This is a genomic window from Streptomyces cacaoi, from assembly GCF_006539165.1.
Classification (GTDB): Bacteria; Actinomycetota; Actinomycetes; order Streptomycetales; family Streptomycetaceae; genus Streptomyces; species Streptomyces cacaoi.
Genome location: NZ_BJMM01000027.1, coordinates 12,520 through 29,206 on the forward strand (window position 1 = coordinate 12,520; position 16,687 = coordinate 29,206).

Sequence of the window (16,687 nt, forward strand, 5' to 3'; positions counted from 1 at the left end):
CGTACAGGGTGCGGCGGTCCGGCCCGATATCCCGCCGTTCGTACGGCGCGGTGGCCGCGCGGCCGGGCGCGGGCCGGGCCCAGGGGCGGAGACGGCGCCCCGGGGGCGCACACCGTGCGGCGTACCGTCGGGCGGCATGGACCTCGATGCGCTGGACCGGACCCTGCTGCGCGAGTTGCAGAAGGACGCACGGCAGACCAATCGCGAGCTCGCGGCCAAGGCCGGGGTCTCGCCCTCGACCTCGCTGGAGCGGGTACGGCTGCTGCGGCAGCGCGGTGTGATCACCGGCTACCACGCCGCCCTGGATCTCGACGCGGCCGGCCGGCCCGTCCAGGCGCTCATCTCGGTACGCATCCGGCCGCCGGCCCGCCCCGTCATCGAGGGGTTCCGGGAGTGGGCGGCCCGGCTGCCCGAGGTGATCGGCCTGTTCGTCACCTCGGGCGCGCACGACTTCCTGCTGCACGTGGCCGTCCCGGACGTGGACAGCGTGTACGCGTTCGTCATCGACCGGCTCACCGAACGCCGCGAAGTCGCCGATGTGCAGACCACGTTGGTCTACGAACACATGCGCTCCCGCGGTATCGAACCGGCCGGCCCGGACCGCCCCCGCTCCTCGCGCGCGGCCCGCTGAGCGACGGCCCGGGAGGACCGGGAGGACCGGGAGGACCGAGAGCCCGGGAGGACCGGGAGAAGGTCCGGAAGGCGGGGCCCGGGAAAGAACAGAGGCGGCCGGGAAAAGAGCGGGCAACGGGGAACGGGTGGCGCCCGGCGGGAAGTTCACCGGAATTCGGCGGGAGGCACCCGCATTCAACGGGATTCACCGGGAGAACGCCGAACACTCCGGCGCCGCACCCGTTCCGAAGTCCGGCCACTCCGGAGCCACTTCACCCTTTCGGGCAGCAAGGGGGGAATGCGTGGGCGTGTCCCCGGAATGTGCTGGATGCTGCACGGAAGCGGGTGCCGACGGCCCGGCGAGGGAGGGAGGGCGCGGTGTGGGGGAAATGCGCCGAACCGGATCCGCCGTCCCCGCCGTCCCCCACCGCGCTCGGACCCAGCAGGCGCGAGCGCGGCATGTTCGCGCTCATGACCGTCGCCGTCCTCGGCTACGTCCTGCTGGTGTCGGCGATGACACCGGCCGAGCCCCGGCAGCGGCCGCCGCTGCGGGTGGGGGTCCTGCACTCGCAGACCGGACGGCTGGCGCATCTGGAGAAGCCGCTCGCGGACGCGACGCTGATGGCGATCGACGAGATCAACGCGCGCGGTGGCCTGCTGGGCCGCGAGGTGGTCCCGGTGCAGGTGGACGGCGCGTCCCGGGGGCGGACGTTCGCGCAGGCCACCCGCAAACTGCTCAGCGGCGGCGCGGTGCGCACGATCTTCGGGGGGTACGCCTCGGCGGCACGGCGCAGCATGATCCCGGTGGTGGAGCGGTACGACGGGCTGTTGTTCTATCCGGCGGTGTACGAGGGCGGCGAGACCTCGCACCGGGTGGTCTACACGGGTGCGACGCCCAACCAGTACATCACCCCGGCCATCCAGTGGTTCCTGGACAACGGCGCCCGCTCCTTCCATCTCGTGGGCTCCGACTACATCTATCCCCGCGTCTCGCTGGCCCTGGTGCGCTCCCAACTCGCCTCCTGCGGCGCCCGCGTGGTGGGCGAGGACTATCTGGAACCGGACACGGAAAAGGTGTCGGCCGTCGTCCGCAGAATCCGCGGGGCCGAACCCGACGTCATCGTCTCGGCGCTGGCCGGCGCCACCAACGGGCCTTTTTTCACCGCACTGCGGGGCGATGCCGACGGCCGGCGCATTCCCACGCTGAACCTCGTCTCCGACGAATGGGAGCTGCGTTCGGCGGAGGCGCAGCGGAAAGCCGGTGCGTATGTGGCGGGTGATTTCGTCGCGGCCAACTATTTCGAGTCGCTGCCGGATGCGGCGAACCGCCGTTTCGTCCGGGAGTACAAACGCCGCTACGGTGCCCGGCGGGTGTCCGACACCATCGCCGCCGCCTATGCGGGCGTCCATCTGTGGGCGCACGCGGTGCGCTCCGCGCAGGACGCCGCGCCGGAGGCGGTGCTGCGCGCGGTGCGGGGTGCCTCGCTGGCGGCGCCCGGTGGGACGGTCTACGCCGACCGGCAGAACCGCCATCTGTGGAAGCGGGCGCGGGTGGGCCGGATCCGGCTCGACGGCCGGGTGGAGCCCGTCTGGTCGTCGGAGGCGGTCATCCGGCCCGCGCCCTACAGCCCCTACCGCAGCAAGCAGGAGTGGGACGCCCTGGTGCGCTACCTGTACCACGGCTGGGGCGCTCGCTGGGAACGCCCGCCCGGCGGCCGGCTGCTGCCCCAGGAATCGCGGCCCGGCGCACCGTGATCCACCACGGGCTGTGGCGCCACTGGCTCCTGTTCGCCGGCTCGGCCGCCGCGCTGGTGGCGGTGCGGCTCGCGCGGCTGCCCGCCGTCGCGGCCTGTCTGCTGCTGGTGGGCGCGGCCGTGCTGCTGGTCAACTCGGCGCTGCCGCTGGCCCGTCACGGGGTGCGGCGGGTCGTCGCCGACCAGAACAGCACGGTGCAGACGGCGGTGTTCGCGATCGTCGGCTCGCTGTACGCGACGCTGGTGCACTTCTCGGTCGTGGTCGTCTGGAACGGCTGGTCGCAGGCGGACACCACCGTCGTCCAGGAGGCGAACGCGCTGGCCGACCTGGAGCGGATGTCGCACGGCTTCTCCGGCCCCGTGCACCGCCAGGTGCGGGAGACCTCGCTCACCTACACCGCCGTCGTGATCAACGACGAGTGGCCGGCCATGGCCCGCCGGGACTCGGCACCGCAGGCGCACGCCGCGCTCAGCGAGCTGTGGACGATCTACACCAGCATGGGTCCCGACGACCGCGGCAACGCCCTGTACGGCCCCTCCATCGAACGCCTCGGCCAGCTCGACGACAACCGCAGGCTGCGGCTGCGGGCCAGCGCGCGGGCCGTCCCGACCGTGGTGTGGGTGATGTTCCACTGCGGCGGGGCGCTCGCGGTGGTCATGGTGTTCTTCTTCGGCGTGCGCCGCGACTGGCTCCAGCGGCTCATCGTCTCGGTGCTGGCGGGCGTCGTCGCGCTCTCCGTCTTCCTCGTCACCTCCTTCGAACGGCCTTTCGCCGGCGAGGCGGGCGTACGGCCCGACGCGTTCACCGCCGTCCAGGCCCAATTGCGGGAAGGGGACAGGTGAGCGCCGTGGCCCCGTGCTCCGGGCACCGCCCCTCCCGGTGGGCACGCCGCAGATCACGCGGCGCACACGTCCCCGCGCGGACGTCGGACGGGCCGTACGGGCTCGATCCGCTGCTGCGCCGCAAGGCCGAGCGCTGGTTCGACTGCCTGTGCGCCACCCGGGACACGCCCGGCGACCCCCGGCTGACCTGGACGGACTACGAACTCGCCGCGCTGCGCACGGTGCGGGCCTTCCGGCACAGGGTGGGCGGCCGGGCGCACCGGCGGCTGCGCGCCGCCTTCCGCCGGCTGTGGCGCCGGCACGACCGCGCCGGGAGCGGCACGCTGGACCGCGCCGCCTTCCTCGCCGCGCACGCGCGGGCGCTGGAGCAGGACCGCAGGGCGCTGACGGCCGCGGTGCACGCGCTCTGCTGTGCGCTGGCGGACGCCGCCGACCGGGACGGCGACGACGTGCTCGGCGAGCGGGAGCTGCGGGCGCTGCTGACGGCGGCGTTCCGGCTGACCTCCGAGCACGATCTGCGCACCGCCTGGCACAGCCTGGACCGGGACGGCGGCGGCGCGGTCGAGCACCGCGAACTGCACCGCGCCTTCGCGGAGTTCCTCACAGCGGCGGATCCGGCGGCGCCGGGCAACCAGCTGCTGGGCGGGCCCCGGCCGCCCCGCCCCGGCCGCTGAGCCGTCGGCCCCGGGCCGGCCCGCCGCCCGGCGTTCCCCCGCCGCCGCGCGCCGTCACCCCGGCGGCCGCGCTGGCCCGTACGGCGGAATGGCGTGCCGCACCCTTCACATCGCGAGTGTGACGCGCAACACTCGCCAGGCGCATGGACCTCGCCGGTCACCACCCGGAGGAGAGCAACTCATGGCATTGCACGAGGAACTGACGGCGGCTCAGCGCTGTCTGGACGATCTCGCGCGCAGCGTGGACCGCCTGGCACAGCAGGTCGGTGCCGGACTGGAGATCCGCCGGGTGCGCAGCGACACCGAGCACCTGAAGGAGTCGTTGGCTCTACTGCGGGACGCCGCCCCGCGGCAGGCTCCCGCACCGCTCGTCGAGATGGTGCCGGTCCCCGAACAGCCCTACGACCAGGGGCTGTGGACCGACGTCGACGACGAGGGGCTGGGGGCCAGCGGCCGGCGCGCACCCTGAGCCACCACTCGGGTCCCGTCACCCCCGACCCCTGTCCCGACTCCCGGAGAGACCGTTGGCCACTGGCACCGAACCCCAACAGAACGCGGGCCCGCGGCCCGGCGGGGTGCGCGAGGGCTCCCGCGCCGCCATCGCCGCGCCGCACCTGCGCACCGACCGCTGGTGGCTGGCGCCCGCCGGCACCGCGCTCGGGCTGCTCGCGTTCGTCGTCTACTCGACCTGGCGCGCTTTCGCGAACGCCGACTACTACGCGGCGCCCTACGTCTCGCCCTTCTACTCGCCCTGCCTCGCGGACAACTGCCACGAGATGCGCGGCGGGCCCAACATCGGCCTGTTCGGCGAGTGGTGGGGCCTCTCGCCCGCGCTCATCATCCTGATCTTCCCGCTGGGCTTCCGGCTGACCTGCTACTACTACCGCAAGGCGTACTACCGCGGCTTCTGGGCCTCTCCCCCGGCCTGCGCGGTCGCCGAGCCGCACAAGAAGTACACCGGCGAGACCCGGTTCCCGCTGATCCTCCAGAACATCCACCGCTACTTCTTCTACGCGGCCGTCCTGGTCGCCCTCGTGCTGTCCTGGGACACCCTGCTCGGCTTCCGCGACGCCCACTACGAGTGGGGCCACATGGGCCTGGGCACGCTGGTGTTCCTCGTCAACATCGTGCTGATCTGGGCGTACACCCTCTCGTGCCACTCGTGCCGGCACATCGTCGGCGGGCGGCTGAAGCACTTCTCCCGGCACCCGGTGCGCTACCGGCTGTGGGGCTGGGTCGGCAAGCTCAACGCACGGCACATGCAGCTCGCCTGGGCCTCGTTGATCAGCGTGGCGCTGGCGGACTTCTACGTCTACCTGCTGGCGTCCGGCGCCTTCACCGACCCACGGCTGTTCTGAAAGCAGCCGGACCCACGCAACGGACGAGAAGGATGGACGAGACATGACGCACGCCGAACGCCGGCAGTGGGACGTGGTGGTCATCGGCGCGGGCGGCGCCGGGCTGCGGGCCGCGATCGAGGCCCGGGAGCAGGGCCTGCGCACGGCGGTGATCTGCAAGTCGCTGTTCGGGAAGGCCCACACGGTGATGGCCGAGGGCGGTATCGCCGCCAGCATGGGCAACGTCAACGAGGGCGACAACTGGCAGGTGCACTTCCGCGACACGATGCGCGGCGGCAAGTTCCTCAACCAGTGGCGGATGGCCGAACTGCACGCCCGGGAGGCCCCGGACCGGGTGTGGGAGCTGGAGACGTGGGGCGCGCTGTTCGACCGGACGAAGGACGGGCGGATCTCCCAGCGCAACTTCGGCGGGCACGAGTACCCGCGGCTGGCACACGTGGGCGACCGCACGGGCCTGGAGCTGATCCGCACGCTCCAGCAGAAGGTGGTCTCCCTCCAGCAGGAGGACTTCCGGGAGACCGGCGACTACGAGGCCCGTATCAAGGTCTTCCAGGAGTGCACGGTCACCCGCATCGTCAAGGACGGCGAGCGGGTCGCGGGCGTGTTCTGCTACGAGCGCGAGAGCGGCCGGTTCTTCGTCGTCGAGGCGCCGTCGGTGGTGCTGGCGACGGGCGGCATCGGCAAGTCGTTCCAGGTGACGTCGAACTCCTGGGAGTACACCGGCGACGGGCACGCGCTGGCGCTGCTGGCCGGGGCCTCGCTGATCAACATGGAGTTCGTGCAGTTCCATCCGACGGGCATGGTCTGGCCGCCGTCGGTGAAGGGCATCCTCGTCACCGAGTCCGTGCGCGGGGACGGCGGTGTGCTGCGCAACTCCGAGGGCCGGCGGTTCATGTTCGACTACGTGCCGGACGTCTTCAAGGAGAAGTACGCGGAGACGGAGGAGGAGGCGGACGGCTGGTACGAGGATCCCGACCGGCACCGCCGCCCGCCCGAGCTGCTGCCCCGCGACGAGGTGGCGCGCGCCATCAACGCCGAGGTCAAGGCCGGGCGCGGCTCCCCGCACGGCGGTGTCTTCCTCGACGTCTCCACCCGGATGTCCGCCGAGACGATCAAGCGGCGGCTGCCCTCGATGCACCATCAGTTCCGCGAGCTGGCGGATGTCGACATCACCGCCGAGCCCATGGAGGTCGGCCCGACCTGCCACTACGTGATGGGCGGCGTCGACGTCGACTCGGACACCGCGGCGGCGCAGGGTGTGCCGGGGCTGTTCGCCGCCGGTGAGGTCGCGGGCGGTATGCACGGCTCCAACCGGCTGGGCGGCAACTCCCTGTCCGATCTGCTGGTGTTCGGCCGGCGCGCGGGCCTGCACGCGGCCGAGTACGCCCGCGCGTGCGGGGACGACCGGCCCGTCGTCCGGGACGCCGAGGTGGACGCGGCGGCGGCCGAGGCGCTGCGCCCGTTCGGCACCGGGGCGGAGCAGGCCCCGCAGACGGCAGGCGGCGCGGGAAGCGCGGGGCCGCCGGAGAACCCGTACCAACTGCACCAGGAACTCCAGCAGTCGATGAACGACCTGGTCGGCATCATCCGCCGCGAGGAGGAGATGGCGGCGGCGCTGGAGAGGCTGGCCACGCTGCGCGAGCGGGCCCAGCGGATGGCCGTCGAGGGGCACCGGCAGTTCAACCCGGGCTGGCACCTGGCGCTGGACCTGCGCAACATGCTGCTGGTCAGCGAGTGCGTGGCGCGGGCGGCGCTGAACCGCACCGAGTCCCGCGGCGGGCACACCCGGGACGACTTCCCCGACATGGACCGCGAATGGCGCCGCGCGAACCTCGTGTGCACCCTCGCGGACGCCGCCGAGGACGTGCGCTCCGGGCGCATCGCGCTGCGCCGCCGCGAGATGCCGCCGATCCGCAGCGACCTCCTCGAACTCTTCGAGAAGGAGGAGCTGATCAAGTACCTGACCGACGAGGAGCTGACGACGAAGTGAGCACTGCCGCGGATTCCGGCACCCGAGCCGGCGCGAAGGACGGCCCCGAAGGGGAGGACGCGGGCGGGGCGAAGGTGAACCCCGCGCCCGAGAGCGGAGGCGAGCGCTACGACGCGCACTTCCGGGTGTGGCGCGGGGATGCCGAGGGCGGCGGCCTGCGGGACTTCACCGTCGAGGTGAACGAGGGCGAGGTCGTCCTCGACATCATCCACCGCCTCCAGGCGACCCAGGCGCCGGACCTCGCGGTGCGGTGGAACTGCAAGGCGGGCAAGTGCGGTTCGTGCAGCGCCGAGATCAACGGCCGGCCGCGCCTGATGTGCATGACCCGGATGTCGGTCTTCGACCGCGCGGAGACGATCACCGTCACACCGCTGCGGGCCTTCCCCGTGGTGCGGGACCTGGTGACGGATGTGGGCTTCAACTACACCAAGGCGCGGGAGGTGCCCTCGTTCATCCCGCCGCAGGGCCTCGGCCCGGGCGAGTACCGGATGCAGCAGGAGGACGTGGGGCGCTCGCAGGAGTTCCGCAAGTGCATCGAGTGCTTCCTGTGCCAGGACACCTGCCATGTGGTCCGCGACCACGAGGAGAACAAGCCGGCCTTCGCGGGCCCCCGCTTCCTGATGCGCGTCGCCGAGCTGGACATGCACCCGCTGGACGCCGCCGAGGAGTCCGGCCTGGACCGCAAGACCAGCGCCCAGGACACCCACGGCCTCGGCTACTGCAACATCACCAAGTGCTGCACCGAGGTGTGCCCGGAAGGCATCAAGATCACCGACAATGCGCTGATCCCGCTCAAGGAGCGCGCCGCCGACCGCAAGTACGACCCCCTGGTCTGGCTCGGCAACAAGATCCGCCGCCGGGCGTGACGCCCGTCCCGGCCCGCTCCCGCCGTCGGCCCGCGCCCGGTCTTCCGGGGGCGGGCCGACGCACGAGCACGCCACCCGGCGGACGCGGCCCGCCGCCCGCCGCGCCGCCGGAGAGGACTTCCGGCGGTATCCCGCCCCGCCGGCGCCCCGTACCGTCGATGCCGTGGACGGACGGAACAGGACAAGGAGCCGCACATCCGGCGGCGGACGGACAGACGGCTGGATATCCGCCGCCGGCCGGGGTCCGCGCACGCTGCTGCGCCGGTGCGGACCGTCGGCCGGCCCGGTGCTGACCTGCGCGGCGGGCGTGACCGCCGTGGCGGCGGTGCTCGCCGATGTGCGGTGGGCGGTGGCGACGGCGCTGTGCGCCTTCGTCGCCGGCCGGCACCCCGGACGGGCGCTGCACGCCGCTTTCGCGCTGGCCGTGGTGCTCGCCGCGGACATGGCCGCGGTGCTCGCCGTGCCCGGGTGGCTGCCGGCGGGCAGCCGGTTCGTGGCCGTCGTGATCGGCGCCGGGATGCTGTTCTGGTTCGCCGGACGGCTGTGGCTCCAGTACGTCGAGCTGAGCCGGGCCGGGTGGGAGCGCGCCGAGCGGCTGACGCGGGAGCGGCGGCTGGTGGCCGCGCAGGCGCGGCTGCGTGAACGGGCCCGTATCGCCCGGGACATGCACGACGTGCTCGGCCACGAGCTGAGCCTCCTCGCCCTCTCGGCGGGCGCGCTCAAGCTCTCCCCCGGGCTCGGCCCGGAGCAGCGGCGTGCCGCCGAGGACATCCGGGGCCGCGCGGAGACGGCCGTCGAGCGGCTCGGCGAGGTGATCGGGGTGCTGCGCGAGGAGCCCGCCACGGCTCCGCTGGCCCCGGCCGGAACCGCCGGGAGCCACGGGAGCGACGGGAGCCACGGGAGCGCCGGAGCCGCCGGGAGCGACGTGCGGCGGCTGGCCGACGAGGCGTCCGCCGCGGGTCTGCGGGTGCGGCTCCACATCGAGGGGGAACCGGAGGCCGTGCCGGACGCGGTGCTGCGGGCCGTGCACCGGGTGGCCCAGGAGGGGCTCACCAACGTCGCCCGGCATGCGCCCGGTTCGGCGGCCGTGGTGCGGGTGGCGTACGGCGGCGCCGCGTCCCGGGTGACGGTGGAGAACGACGCCCCGCCCGCCACCGGGCGCACGGGCGGGGCGCGTTCCCGGGGCGGGCACGGGCTCGTCGGCCTCGACGAGCGGGTACGCCTGGCCGGCGGCACCTTCGGGTGCGGCCCCCGCCCGGACGGCGGCTTCACCGTCCATGCCCACCTCCCCCACCCGGGCCCCGGCCGCCCCGCGCCCCCGCCGCGGGACGTCCCGACCGGCGCCCGCCCCGGCCCGGAGCCCGCACCCGCGGACGGGGCAGCCGAACTGCCGGGCGACGGGCGGCCGTCCGGGACGGGCCGGGGAGCGGAGGAGTGGGGGCTCGCGCCGGTGCGACGGGCGGGGCGGCGGCGGATCGGCCGGACGGTGCTGGTCGCGCTGACCGCCTCGCTGCTCGCGGCGACCGTGCTGGGCGCGGTGCTGACCTGGTGGGACATGCGGGTGGCCCAGCGCTCGGTGCTGGCCCGCGAGGACTTCGCCCGGCTGCATCCGGGGATGTCCCGCGCCGAGGTGGAGCCGTATCTGCCGGCCGAGCCGACCCGTCGGCGCACGGCCGGCACCCCGCCGGAGCCGGCGGGCGGCAACCTCTCGTGCGAGTACTACGTCATGACAGCCGACCCGTTCGCGGACGAGTCGGGCGACACCTACCGGCTGTGCTTCCGGACACCCCGCGGCGCCGGGGACACGGCCGACAGCACCCTGCTGACGGCCGAGACACTGCGGGCGGGCGAGGCACGCTCGGCACACCCGCCGCGGCAGGAACCGCGTCCGGAAGCCCTGCCGGTGTCCCGGGCGGCGCCCGGGGCTGCGGCAGCGCCCGCGCTCCACGCACCACAGGAAGAAGGGGGAGGCCGGTGATCCGGGTACTGGTGGCCGACGACGAGCCGATGGTCCGTACGGGAGTGCGGGCGATCCTGGCGACGACGGACGACATCGAGGTGACGGCGGAGGCCGGCGACGGGCACGAGGCCGTCGAACTGGTCCGGCGGCACCGCCCCGATGTGGCGGTGCTCGACATCCGCATGCCCCGGCTCGACGGCATCGCCGCCGCGGAAGCGCTCGCCCGGGCGGCACCGGACACCCGCACCGTCGTGCTCACGACCTTCGGCGAGGACGACTACATCCTTAAGGCCCTCGGCGCGGGCGCGACCGGCTTCCTGCTCAAGGCCGGCCCGCCCGAGGAGCTGATCACCGGGGTGCGGGCGGTCGCCGAGGGCGCCGCCTATCTCTCACCGAAAGTGGCCGCCCGGGTCGTCGCCCATCTGTCGGCCTCCGGGGCCGGCCGCGCCGCCGGGCGCCGGGCCGACGCCCGGGAACGGGTCGCGGCCCTCACCGCCCGGGAACGGGAAGTGCTCGCCCATCTGGCCGCCGGGCTGTCCAACGGACGGATCGCCCGGCGGCTGCACCTGGCCGAGGCCACCGTCAAGGCGCACGTCAGCTCCGTACTGGCCCGGCTGGGCGTCGACAACAGGGCCGCGGCGGCCGTCGTCGCGCACGAGGCGGGCATCGTCCCCGCCGTGCCCTCCGTGCCCGGCGTGCCCGGCGTTCCCGCCCCGCCGGGTCCCTCCTGAGCCGGCCCGCCGGCGCCCGCCGCCGGCCAGCATGCCCAGCACCCGGTCCGCCGCCCAGGTGGCGGGGGTGCGCAGCGCCAGCGCGACGGCGAGGGCGATGCCGCCGCCCCACAGCGCGCCGGCCAGCACGTCGTGCGGGTAGTGCACGCCGAGCAGCACCCGCAGCAGGGCCGCCGCAGCGGCGAGCGGCAGGGTGACGACCGCCAGCCGGGGCCGGGCGGCGGCGAGGCCGCAGGCCAGCGAGGCGCCGATGGTGGAGTGGTTGCTGGGGAAGGACCAGTCGCCGGGCGGCGGGCAGTCCGCGACGGGGTCGGCGCCCGGCACCGCGCGGCACGGGCGCTCCTCGTTGATGACGAGCTTGAGCGCCTCGCTCCCGGCGTAGGCGAGCACCATGCCGAAGCCGGCGAGTACGGCCCGGCCGAGCGCGGGGGCGTCCCCGGCCCGCAGCGTCGTCCACAACTGCCACAGCAGCAGCAGGCCGAGCAGCAGCAGGGTGCCCTCGGTGGCGGCTTCCATGAGGGTCGCGAGCAGTCCGGGTCCCTCGGACGCCGCCCCGCTCACGCTCAGATACAGCTCGGCGGACGCGCCGCCGGTGACCCGCACGGGGTTCGCTGCGCCCGGGCCGCCAGGCGCCAGCACGACGGCCGAGGTTCCGGCGACGGCGGCGGCACCGACGGCACCGAGCGTGGTTCGTGTCGTTCTTTGCATACGCCGAACCTAGGCGTACTCCGGGCCTGGTGGTGACCCGGAAGTCGTGCGGGGACCCCCGACTTTCGGCCTATGTGCCGGCCGGGCCGGCCGCGGGGCGGTGAACTCCCGCCGGGCGGCGGCCTCTCGGGCCGTTCGGCCTCCGCGAAGCCTCCCGACGCGGCGGGTGTCGCGGGCGCGGCGGCCGTGCGGGACGTGCGCGTGCATCCCGTCCCGCGCCCCGAGCCGCCGCGCCTCAACTCCCCTCCTCCGTGGGCCGGTTCGGCACCGGTGCGGCCCCGGGCGCTCAGGCCGCGCGCCAGCCCGCCGTGCCCTGGGTGCCGGTGCGGGCCCAGTACAGCCGGCCGTCCAGGCCCAGCACGGCGACGTCACCGCCCCGGCCGCCGGGGGCCGGAACGCTCGCGGGCGCCCCGGCGAACAGGAAGCCCGTCCGGCTCCAGCGCACCCGTGCCGCGGCCGGCTGCACCCGGCCGGTCCTGCCGCGGCGCTCGTCGACGACGGCCGTCTGGAGGTCGCCGTTCCCGGCGCGTGCCGCGAGCAGCGTGCGGCCGTCGGGGAGCGGGGTGGCGGAGACGGGCCCGTAGCCGGCCGCGCCGCCCAGGTCGGTGACGCGCGCGGGCCGCACGGGTGCGCTGGAGCCGGAGGCGTCGCCGAGCGCGGCGGCGCCGATCCGGGCGGTGCGCACATGCCCGGTGACGGGTGCGCGCATGTGCAGCCGCACGGCCGCGTGCCCGTCGGGGTGCACCGCCACCCGGCCGGTGACGGCGGGCAGTCCGGTGGCGCGGGGGCCGGAGAGGGCGCCGCCGGAGCTGGGCCGGGTCCAGGCCAGCACGGTCTTGGCGGTGGTGGCGAACACGTAGAGGCGGCCGCCCTCGTCGACGCCGGCGGAAGGGGCGCCGTGCAGCCCGGTGCCGCCGAGCGCCTGCCACGGTGTCCAGGTGCCGTCCGGCTGCCGGGTCCTGGCGCTGAGCTGGTGGCGGCTGGTGCGGACCACGGCCGTCACGGTGCCGTCGGGGGTGACGGCGACGGCCGGTGCGCTGATGTCCGACAGGCCGGCGAGGTCGCCCGGTTCGGGTGTGCCGAGGGACTGCCAGGGCCCGAACCCGGAACCGCCGGACCCGCCGGCCGCCTGCACGGTCCAGCCGACCTCCTTGCGGTAGCCGCCGGGGCCGTCCTCGGTGACGGTGCGGGTGCCGAACAGGGCGGTCCGCCCGTCGGGCAGGTCGACGGAGGTGAGCGAGGGGTCGATGCCGGTGGCGGGCAGCAGGGTGGGCGCGTCCCACCGGGCGCCGGTGCCGGCCGGGCGGTGCCGGACGGCGATCCGGCCGTCGAGGACGGAGTAGGCGGTGAGCGAGCCGTCCTTCGCGGCGCGCAGCCAGGCCGTGGACTCGCCGTCGGTGTGCCGGATGCCGTGGGACCAGCCCAGGTGCTGGGTGCTCGGCACCATCTTCAGATCGCCGCAGCCGGCCGCGTACCGGCAGGCCCGCTCGGCCCGGTCGGCCCAGGCGTAGGTCTCCAGCGTGCGCAGCTTGCCACGGGCCGTCCGGCCGCCGAGGACGTGCGGCAGCCCGCCGTTGAAGTAGCCGAGGTAGGTCGAGACGGTGAAGTGCGGGGCGCGGCCGCGTGCCGCGTCGTCGGCGTGCCGGACGAGCGCCTCCTGCACGAACCGGGCGCCGGCGAAGTGGTCCTGGTGGTCGGCGTACTTGCCGTTGCGGTCCAGCCGGCCGGGGGTGGGGTCCTGCATCCGTATCTGTGTGGGGCGGAACCGCTGGAGATAGCCGACGAGGGTGTCGACGAGCTGGGCGCGGGTGTAGTGGAAGTTCCCGGTGACGGGCCCGGCGGAGCTGAGCTGGGAGCCGAGCCGGCGGGTCTCCCCGGTCCACAGTCCGTAGAGGCTGTGCGGGCGGTGCTTGGTGAGGCTGCCGGCCTCGCGCAGCAGGTTCCACACGAGGCGGACGTCCGGGTGGCCGCGGAGCGTGTCGAGTTCGGCGCGGCCCCCGCCGGCCGTGCGCAGGACGGTGCGCCGCCAGGCGGCGTCGCGGTCGCCCGTGGCCATCTCGGCGTAGGCGGCGCGTATCCCGTTCTGCCGTGCCTCGGTGTAGACGGCCTTGTCGCCCCGCTCGCCGCGCTTGCGTGCGGGGGCCGCCGCCCCGCGCACGTTCTTGCGTGGCGCGTTGACGCCGTCGCCCTCGCCGGAGGTCAGGAAGACGGTGGTCAACGGCCGCCCCGAGCGCAGCGACTGGGCCGTCTCCGGGTTGAGGAAGAAGAGGTCGTCGTCGGGGTGGGCGACGATCTGGAGCACGGACTCGGAGGTGCGGACCGGCTCGCCGGCGCCGGCCCAGGTGCCGGTGGGGACGGGTCCGGTCTCGTCGGCCGGGCCGCTCTCGTGCCGGGAGTGCGCCCGGTGCGCGCTCCGGTCGGTGGCGCATCCGGAGGCGCCGGCCAGGACGGTCGCGGCGCACACCAGGGCGGTCAGCCGCCGCCCGAGGGCGGCGCGGGGTATGAGGGGCATGTACGGGTGCTTTCTGCATGCATGATCGCGTCGTCATACATGATCGTTCGGGGCGGTGGATGGATGTACGCACCGTCCGTCTTTCCGCAGGCCGGGACGGTTCTGTGACACGGCAGGGCGGCAGCGGTGGCGCGCGCCGGTACGGCGCCGGCGGGACGGGTGCGGTGCGTGAGGGGTGAACTACCGCACGGCGTGCCCCTGTTCGCCGTCGTCCTCGGTGACGACGGCGGGGCGGGCCGTGCGGCCGGCGGCGGGCCCGGCCGCGGGGCCGGTCACCTCCAGCGCGAGATTGTTGCGGACGGTCAGATACGGGCGCACCCGCACCTCGCCCTCGGCGGCGGGCAGCACCAGCTGCCGGAAGGAATCGGTCCGCTTCCGGTCGGCGACATCGCCGAACAGCCGCGCGGGCCGCACCGTGCGGCCCTCCTCGCCGGACGGCGTCAACTGCACGTTCCACACCGCCTCGCCGCCCGGATGGCGGGCCGCGAGTTCGGCGGCGGGCAGCCGGGCCAGGAACATCCCGGCCTCGTCGACCCGGCACCGGGCCCGCACCGGCTCCGCTCCCCCGCCCCGCAGCCGGGCGGTCATCCGGTGGTCCCGGCCCACCGCGCCCGCGCCGTGCAGGCTCCCGGTGAGCACCAGTTCGTCCTCCTCGACGGTGAGGGTCCACAGCTCGGCGTGCTCTGGGCGGTTCCAGGTGCGGACGGCGAGCAGCCCCGCGTCCGTCGCGTACGGCACGGCCGCCGCACAGCCCGGCCCTGCGGCGCCGTCCGGCCCGTCGGGACCGCCGGCGGCGCCCGGCCGGGGACGCGCACCGGGCCGCAGCAGCGCGGCGGTCTCCACCAGCCCGGCGGACACCGTGCGCGTCCGGCCGCCGCGCCCGCCCTCCCGGAGCCGGACCGTCCAGCGCCCCTCGGGCAGCGGCTGCGGCGGCACGGCCATCAGCGCCACCGCGCCCTCGGCCGGCGTCCGGAAGGGCAGCCGCAGCTCGTCGCCGTCGGTGCCCTTGCCCGGGCACAGCACCAACTCCCAGCGGCCACGGCCGAGTCCGGTGGTCGGCACCCGGAAGGCGAGCGTGCCGTCGGCGGCGGCACGGCAGTCCACGGCGAGGGGCGGCAGCGCCTTGCCCAGCAGCCGGGCCACCCCGAGCCGCTCGGCCCAGCGCCCCAGCCGCTCCCGCGCGCCCACCGGGGTGCGCACCGTGCGCGGCCCGCGGGAGTCGCGCGGGGCGCCGAGGTCGACGAACAGCGCCTCGTACTGCCGTGCCACATGGCCGGGCAGGAACCGGCGTGCGTTGCGGCGCGCCGCCTCGCCCATGCGCCGCCGCTCGGCGTCGTTCTCGATGAGCCGGCACAGCGCGTCCGCCAGGCCGTCCTCCACCTGGGGCCCCTGGGGGACCAGCAGCCCGTCCTCGCCGTGCGTGAGGATCTCGCGCGGCCCGTGGTCGCAGTCGGTGCTGACCACCGGGACGCCCAGCCGCATCGCCTCCACCAGGGTCATCCCGAACGCCTCGGTCGAGCTGGAGACGGCGGCGACGGCCGCCTTGGCCCACTCCGCGTCGATGGGGGTGCGCGCGCCCATCAGGAACACGTGGTCGTGCAGCCCGAGTTCGTCGATCCTGCGGCGCAGCGCGGCCTCCCGCCTGCCCCGGCCGTAGATCCGCAGCGTCCAGTCCGGGTGCTGCCGGGCGACCTTCGCGAACGCGTCGACGAGCCGCTCGTACCGCTTGACGGGCATCAGCCGTCCCGCGGCGACGACGGTCCGCGAGTCACCGGTGGACGGCTCCGCCTCGGGCGCCGGGCAGCAGTTGGGGATGTGGGTGAGCCGCGTCCGCGCCGCGGGCAGGGCGGCGCGGTAGGTGCGCGCGTCGCCCTCCGAGACGGTGACGAAGGCGTCGAGGTCCGCGACGGCGGCGTCCTGGTCGCGGCGCACCTCCTCGCGGTGGAACCCGTGGGTGAGGTGTTCCTGCCCGACGCGCAGATAGGAGCCGCCGCCGTGCCGGGCCAGGAAGCACACCAGGTAGGGCCGAGTGGCGACGACGACATCGGCGTCGGTGCGGCGCAGGAAGTCCGCCAGCCGGTCCTCCAGCAGCCGGCTCGGCGGCAGCTTGCCCCGGTACGGCACATCGTGCGGACAGCACACCCCCGGCTCGCTCTGCCCCGGGTCGTCCCCCGCGTACCGGCGCGCGCCGGGCCGCAGATCGACCAGCGCGCGCACCCGCACGCCGGGTCCCGCCGGCAGCCGCATGCGGTCGGCCGGCCGGTAGGAGGACACGATCTCGACCTCGTGCCGCTCGGCGAGCGCCGTGGCGAGATTGACCGTGGCCCGGATCGTGCCGCCGATCCCGTAGGCGTTGTGGAGCAGAAAAATGATCTTCATTGGAGCCGTTCATCCTGGTACGTACCCCCGCAACCCTGGCGACGGCCCGCCTTCGCTGCCATCCGGCAGCTGTCCGGGATCAACCCCCCACCCGGCGGGAAACACCCCCCACCCGGCGGGGCGCTCTCCCGAACGGGTGCCTCACCGGCACGCGGCCCGGCCTAGGCTCGGGGACGGCACACCGGCGCACCCGGCCACACCCGGGCGGACCGGCACACGGCACACACAGCACACACGGCACACACAGCACACACGGCACACACAGCAGACACAGCACACACGGCGAGAACAGCGGCAGCG

General features: G+C 75.0%; 12 protein-coding genes and 1 pseudogene. 10 read left to right on the forward strand and 3 right to left on the reverse strand.

Going from position 1 to position 16,687, the window contains the following annotated elements:
- Positions 1–136: 136 nt before the first annotated feature.
- The 10 genes from SCA03_RS22735 (at position 137) to SCA03_RS22780 (ending at position 10,788) form a co-directional block, all read left to right on the forward strand.
- Positions 137–631 (forward strand): Lrp/AsnC family transcriptional regulator, encoded by a 495-nt coding sequence (locus tag SCA03_RS22735; RefSeq protein WP_030883482.1) that lies wholly within the window; start codon positions 137–139, stop codon positions 629–631.
- Positions 632–1,083: 452 nt separating this feature from the next.
- Positions 1,084–2,367 (forward strand): transporter substrate-binding protein, encoded by a 1,284-nt coding sequence (locus SCA03_RS22740; RefSeq protein WP_158102366.1) that lies wholly within the window; start codon positions 1,084–1,086, stop codon positions 2,365–2,367.
- Positions 2,364–3,209, forward strand: coding sequence for a bestrophin-like domain (locus tag SCA03_RS22745; protein ID WP_030883485.1), 846 nt, complete (start codon positions 2,364–2,366; stop codon positions 3,207–3,209). The genes SCA03_RS22740 and SCA03_RS22745 overlap by 4 nt, the downstream gene beginning before the upstream one ends.
- Before the next feature lie 5 nt (positions 3,210–3,214).
- Positions 3,215–3,883, forward strand: a complete 669-nt coding sequence (locus SCA03_RS22750; RefSeq protein ID WP_170297895.1) for a hypothetical protein — start codon at positions 3,215–3,217, stop codon at positions 3,881–3,883.
- A gap of 181 nt (positions 3,884–4,064) precedes the next feature.
- Complete coding sequence (locus SCA03_RS22755) at positions 4,065–4,352, forward strand: Rv0250c family protein (RefSeq protein WP_030892267.1); 288 nt, start codon at positions 4,065–4,067, stop codon at positions 4,350–4,352.
- Between the two features lie 55 nt (positions 4,353–4,407).
- A complete protein-coding gene (sdhC, locus tag SCA03_RS22760) occupies positions 4,408–5,241 on the forward strand; it encodes a succinate dehydrogenase subunit SdhC (RefSeq protein WP_086818327.1) in 834 nt (277 codons plus the stop codon).
- Between the two features lie 43 nt (positions 5,242–5,284).
- A complete protein-coding gene (locus SCA03_RS22765; RefSeq protein ID WP_086818326.1) occupies positions 5,285–7,231 on the forward strand; it encodes a fumarate reductase/succinate dehydrogenase flavoprotein subunit in 1,947 nt (648 codons plus the stop codon).
- Between the two features lie 74 nt (positions 7,232–7,305).
- Positions 7,306–8,097, forward strand: a complete 792-nt coding sequence (locus SCA03_RS22770; RefSeq protein ID WP_086818328.1) for a succinate dehydrogenase/fumarate reductase iron-sulfur subunit — start codon at positions 7,306–7,308, stop codon at positions 8,095–8,097.
- Between the two features lie 163 nt (positions 8,098–8,260).
- A complete protein-coding gene (locus SCA03_RS22775; protein ID WP_230988859.1) occupies positions 8,261–10,075 on the forward strand; it encodes a sensor histidine kinase in 1,815 nt (604 codons plus the stop codon).
- Complete coding sequence (locus SCA03_RS22780) at positions 10,072–10,788, forward strand: response regulator (protein ID WP_051846627.1); 717 nt, start codon at positions 10,072–10,074, stop codon at positions 10,786–10,788. The genes SCA03_RS22775 and SCA03_RS22780 overlap by 4 nt, the downstream gene beginning before the upstream one ends.
- Before the next feature lie 90 nt (positions 10,789–10,878).
- Here SCA03_RS22780 and SCA03_RS36850 read toward each other — a convergent pair.
- The 3 genes and pseudogenes from SCA03_RS36850 to SCA03_RS22795 form a co-directional block, all read right to left on the reverse strand.
- Positions 10,879–11,496 (reverse strand): annotated as a pseudogene (locus SCA03_RS36850) (phosphatase PAP2 family protein); the annotation flags it as partial.
- 286 nt (positions 11,497–11,782) lie between these two features.
- On the reverse strand, positions 11,783–14,008 hold the full coding sequence (locus tag SCA03_RS22790; RefSeq protein WP_086818166.1) for a PIG-L family deacetylase: 2,226 nt from the start codon (positions 14,006–14,008) through the stop codon (positions 11,783–11,785).
- Positions 14,009–14,188: 180 nt separating this feature from the next.
- Positions 14,189–16,387: a glycosyltransferase family 4 protein gene (locus SCA03_RS22795; protein ID WP_086818165.1), complete on the reverse strand. Its 2,199-nt coding sequence runs from the start codon at positions 16,385–16,387 to the stop codon at positions 14,189–14,191.
- Positions 16,388–16,687: the final 300 nt, after the last annotated feature.

What these genes read in the sequence shown, in the direction of transcription:
- SCA03_RS22790 (WP_086818166.1), bottom strand. Translation starts at nt 14,008, where the DNA reads ATGCCCCTCATACCCCGCGCCGCCCTCGGGCGGCGGCTGACCGCCCTG.
- SCA03_RS22740 (WP_158102366.1), top strand. Translation starts at nt 1,084, where the DNA reads ATGACCGTCGCCGTCCTCGGCTACGTCCTGCTGGTGTCGGCGATGACA.
- SCA03_RS22795 (WP_086818165.1), bottom strand. Translation starts at nt 16,387, where the DNA reads ATGAAGATCATTTTTCTGCTCCACAACGCCTACGGGATCGGCGGCACG.
- SCA03_RS22765 (WP_086818326.1), top strand. Translation starts at nt 5,285, where the DNA reads ATGACGCACGCCGAACGCCGGCAGTGGGACGTGGTGGTCATCGGCGCG.
- SCA03_RS22735 (WP_030883482.1), top strand. Translation starts at nt 137, where the DNA reads ATGGACCTCGATGCGCTGGACCGGACCCTGCTGCGCGAGTTGCAGAAG.
- SCA03_RS22755 (WP_030892267.1), top strand. Translation starts at nt 4,065, where the DNA reads ATGGCATTGCACGAGGAACTGACGGCGGCTCAGCGCTGTCTGGACGAT.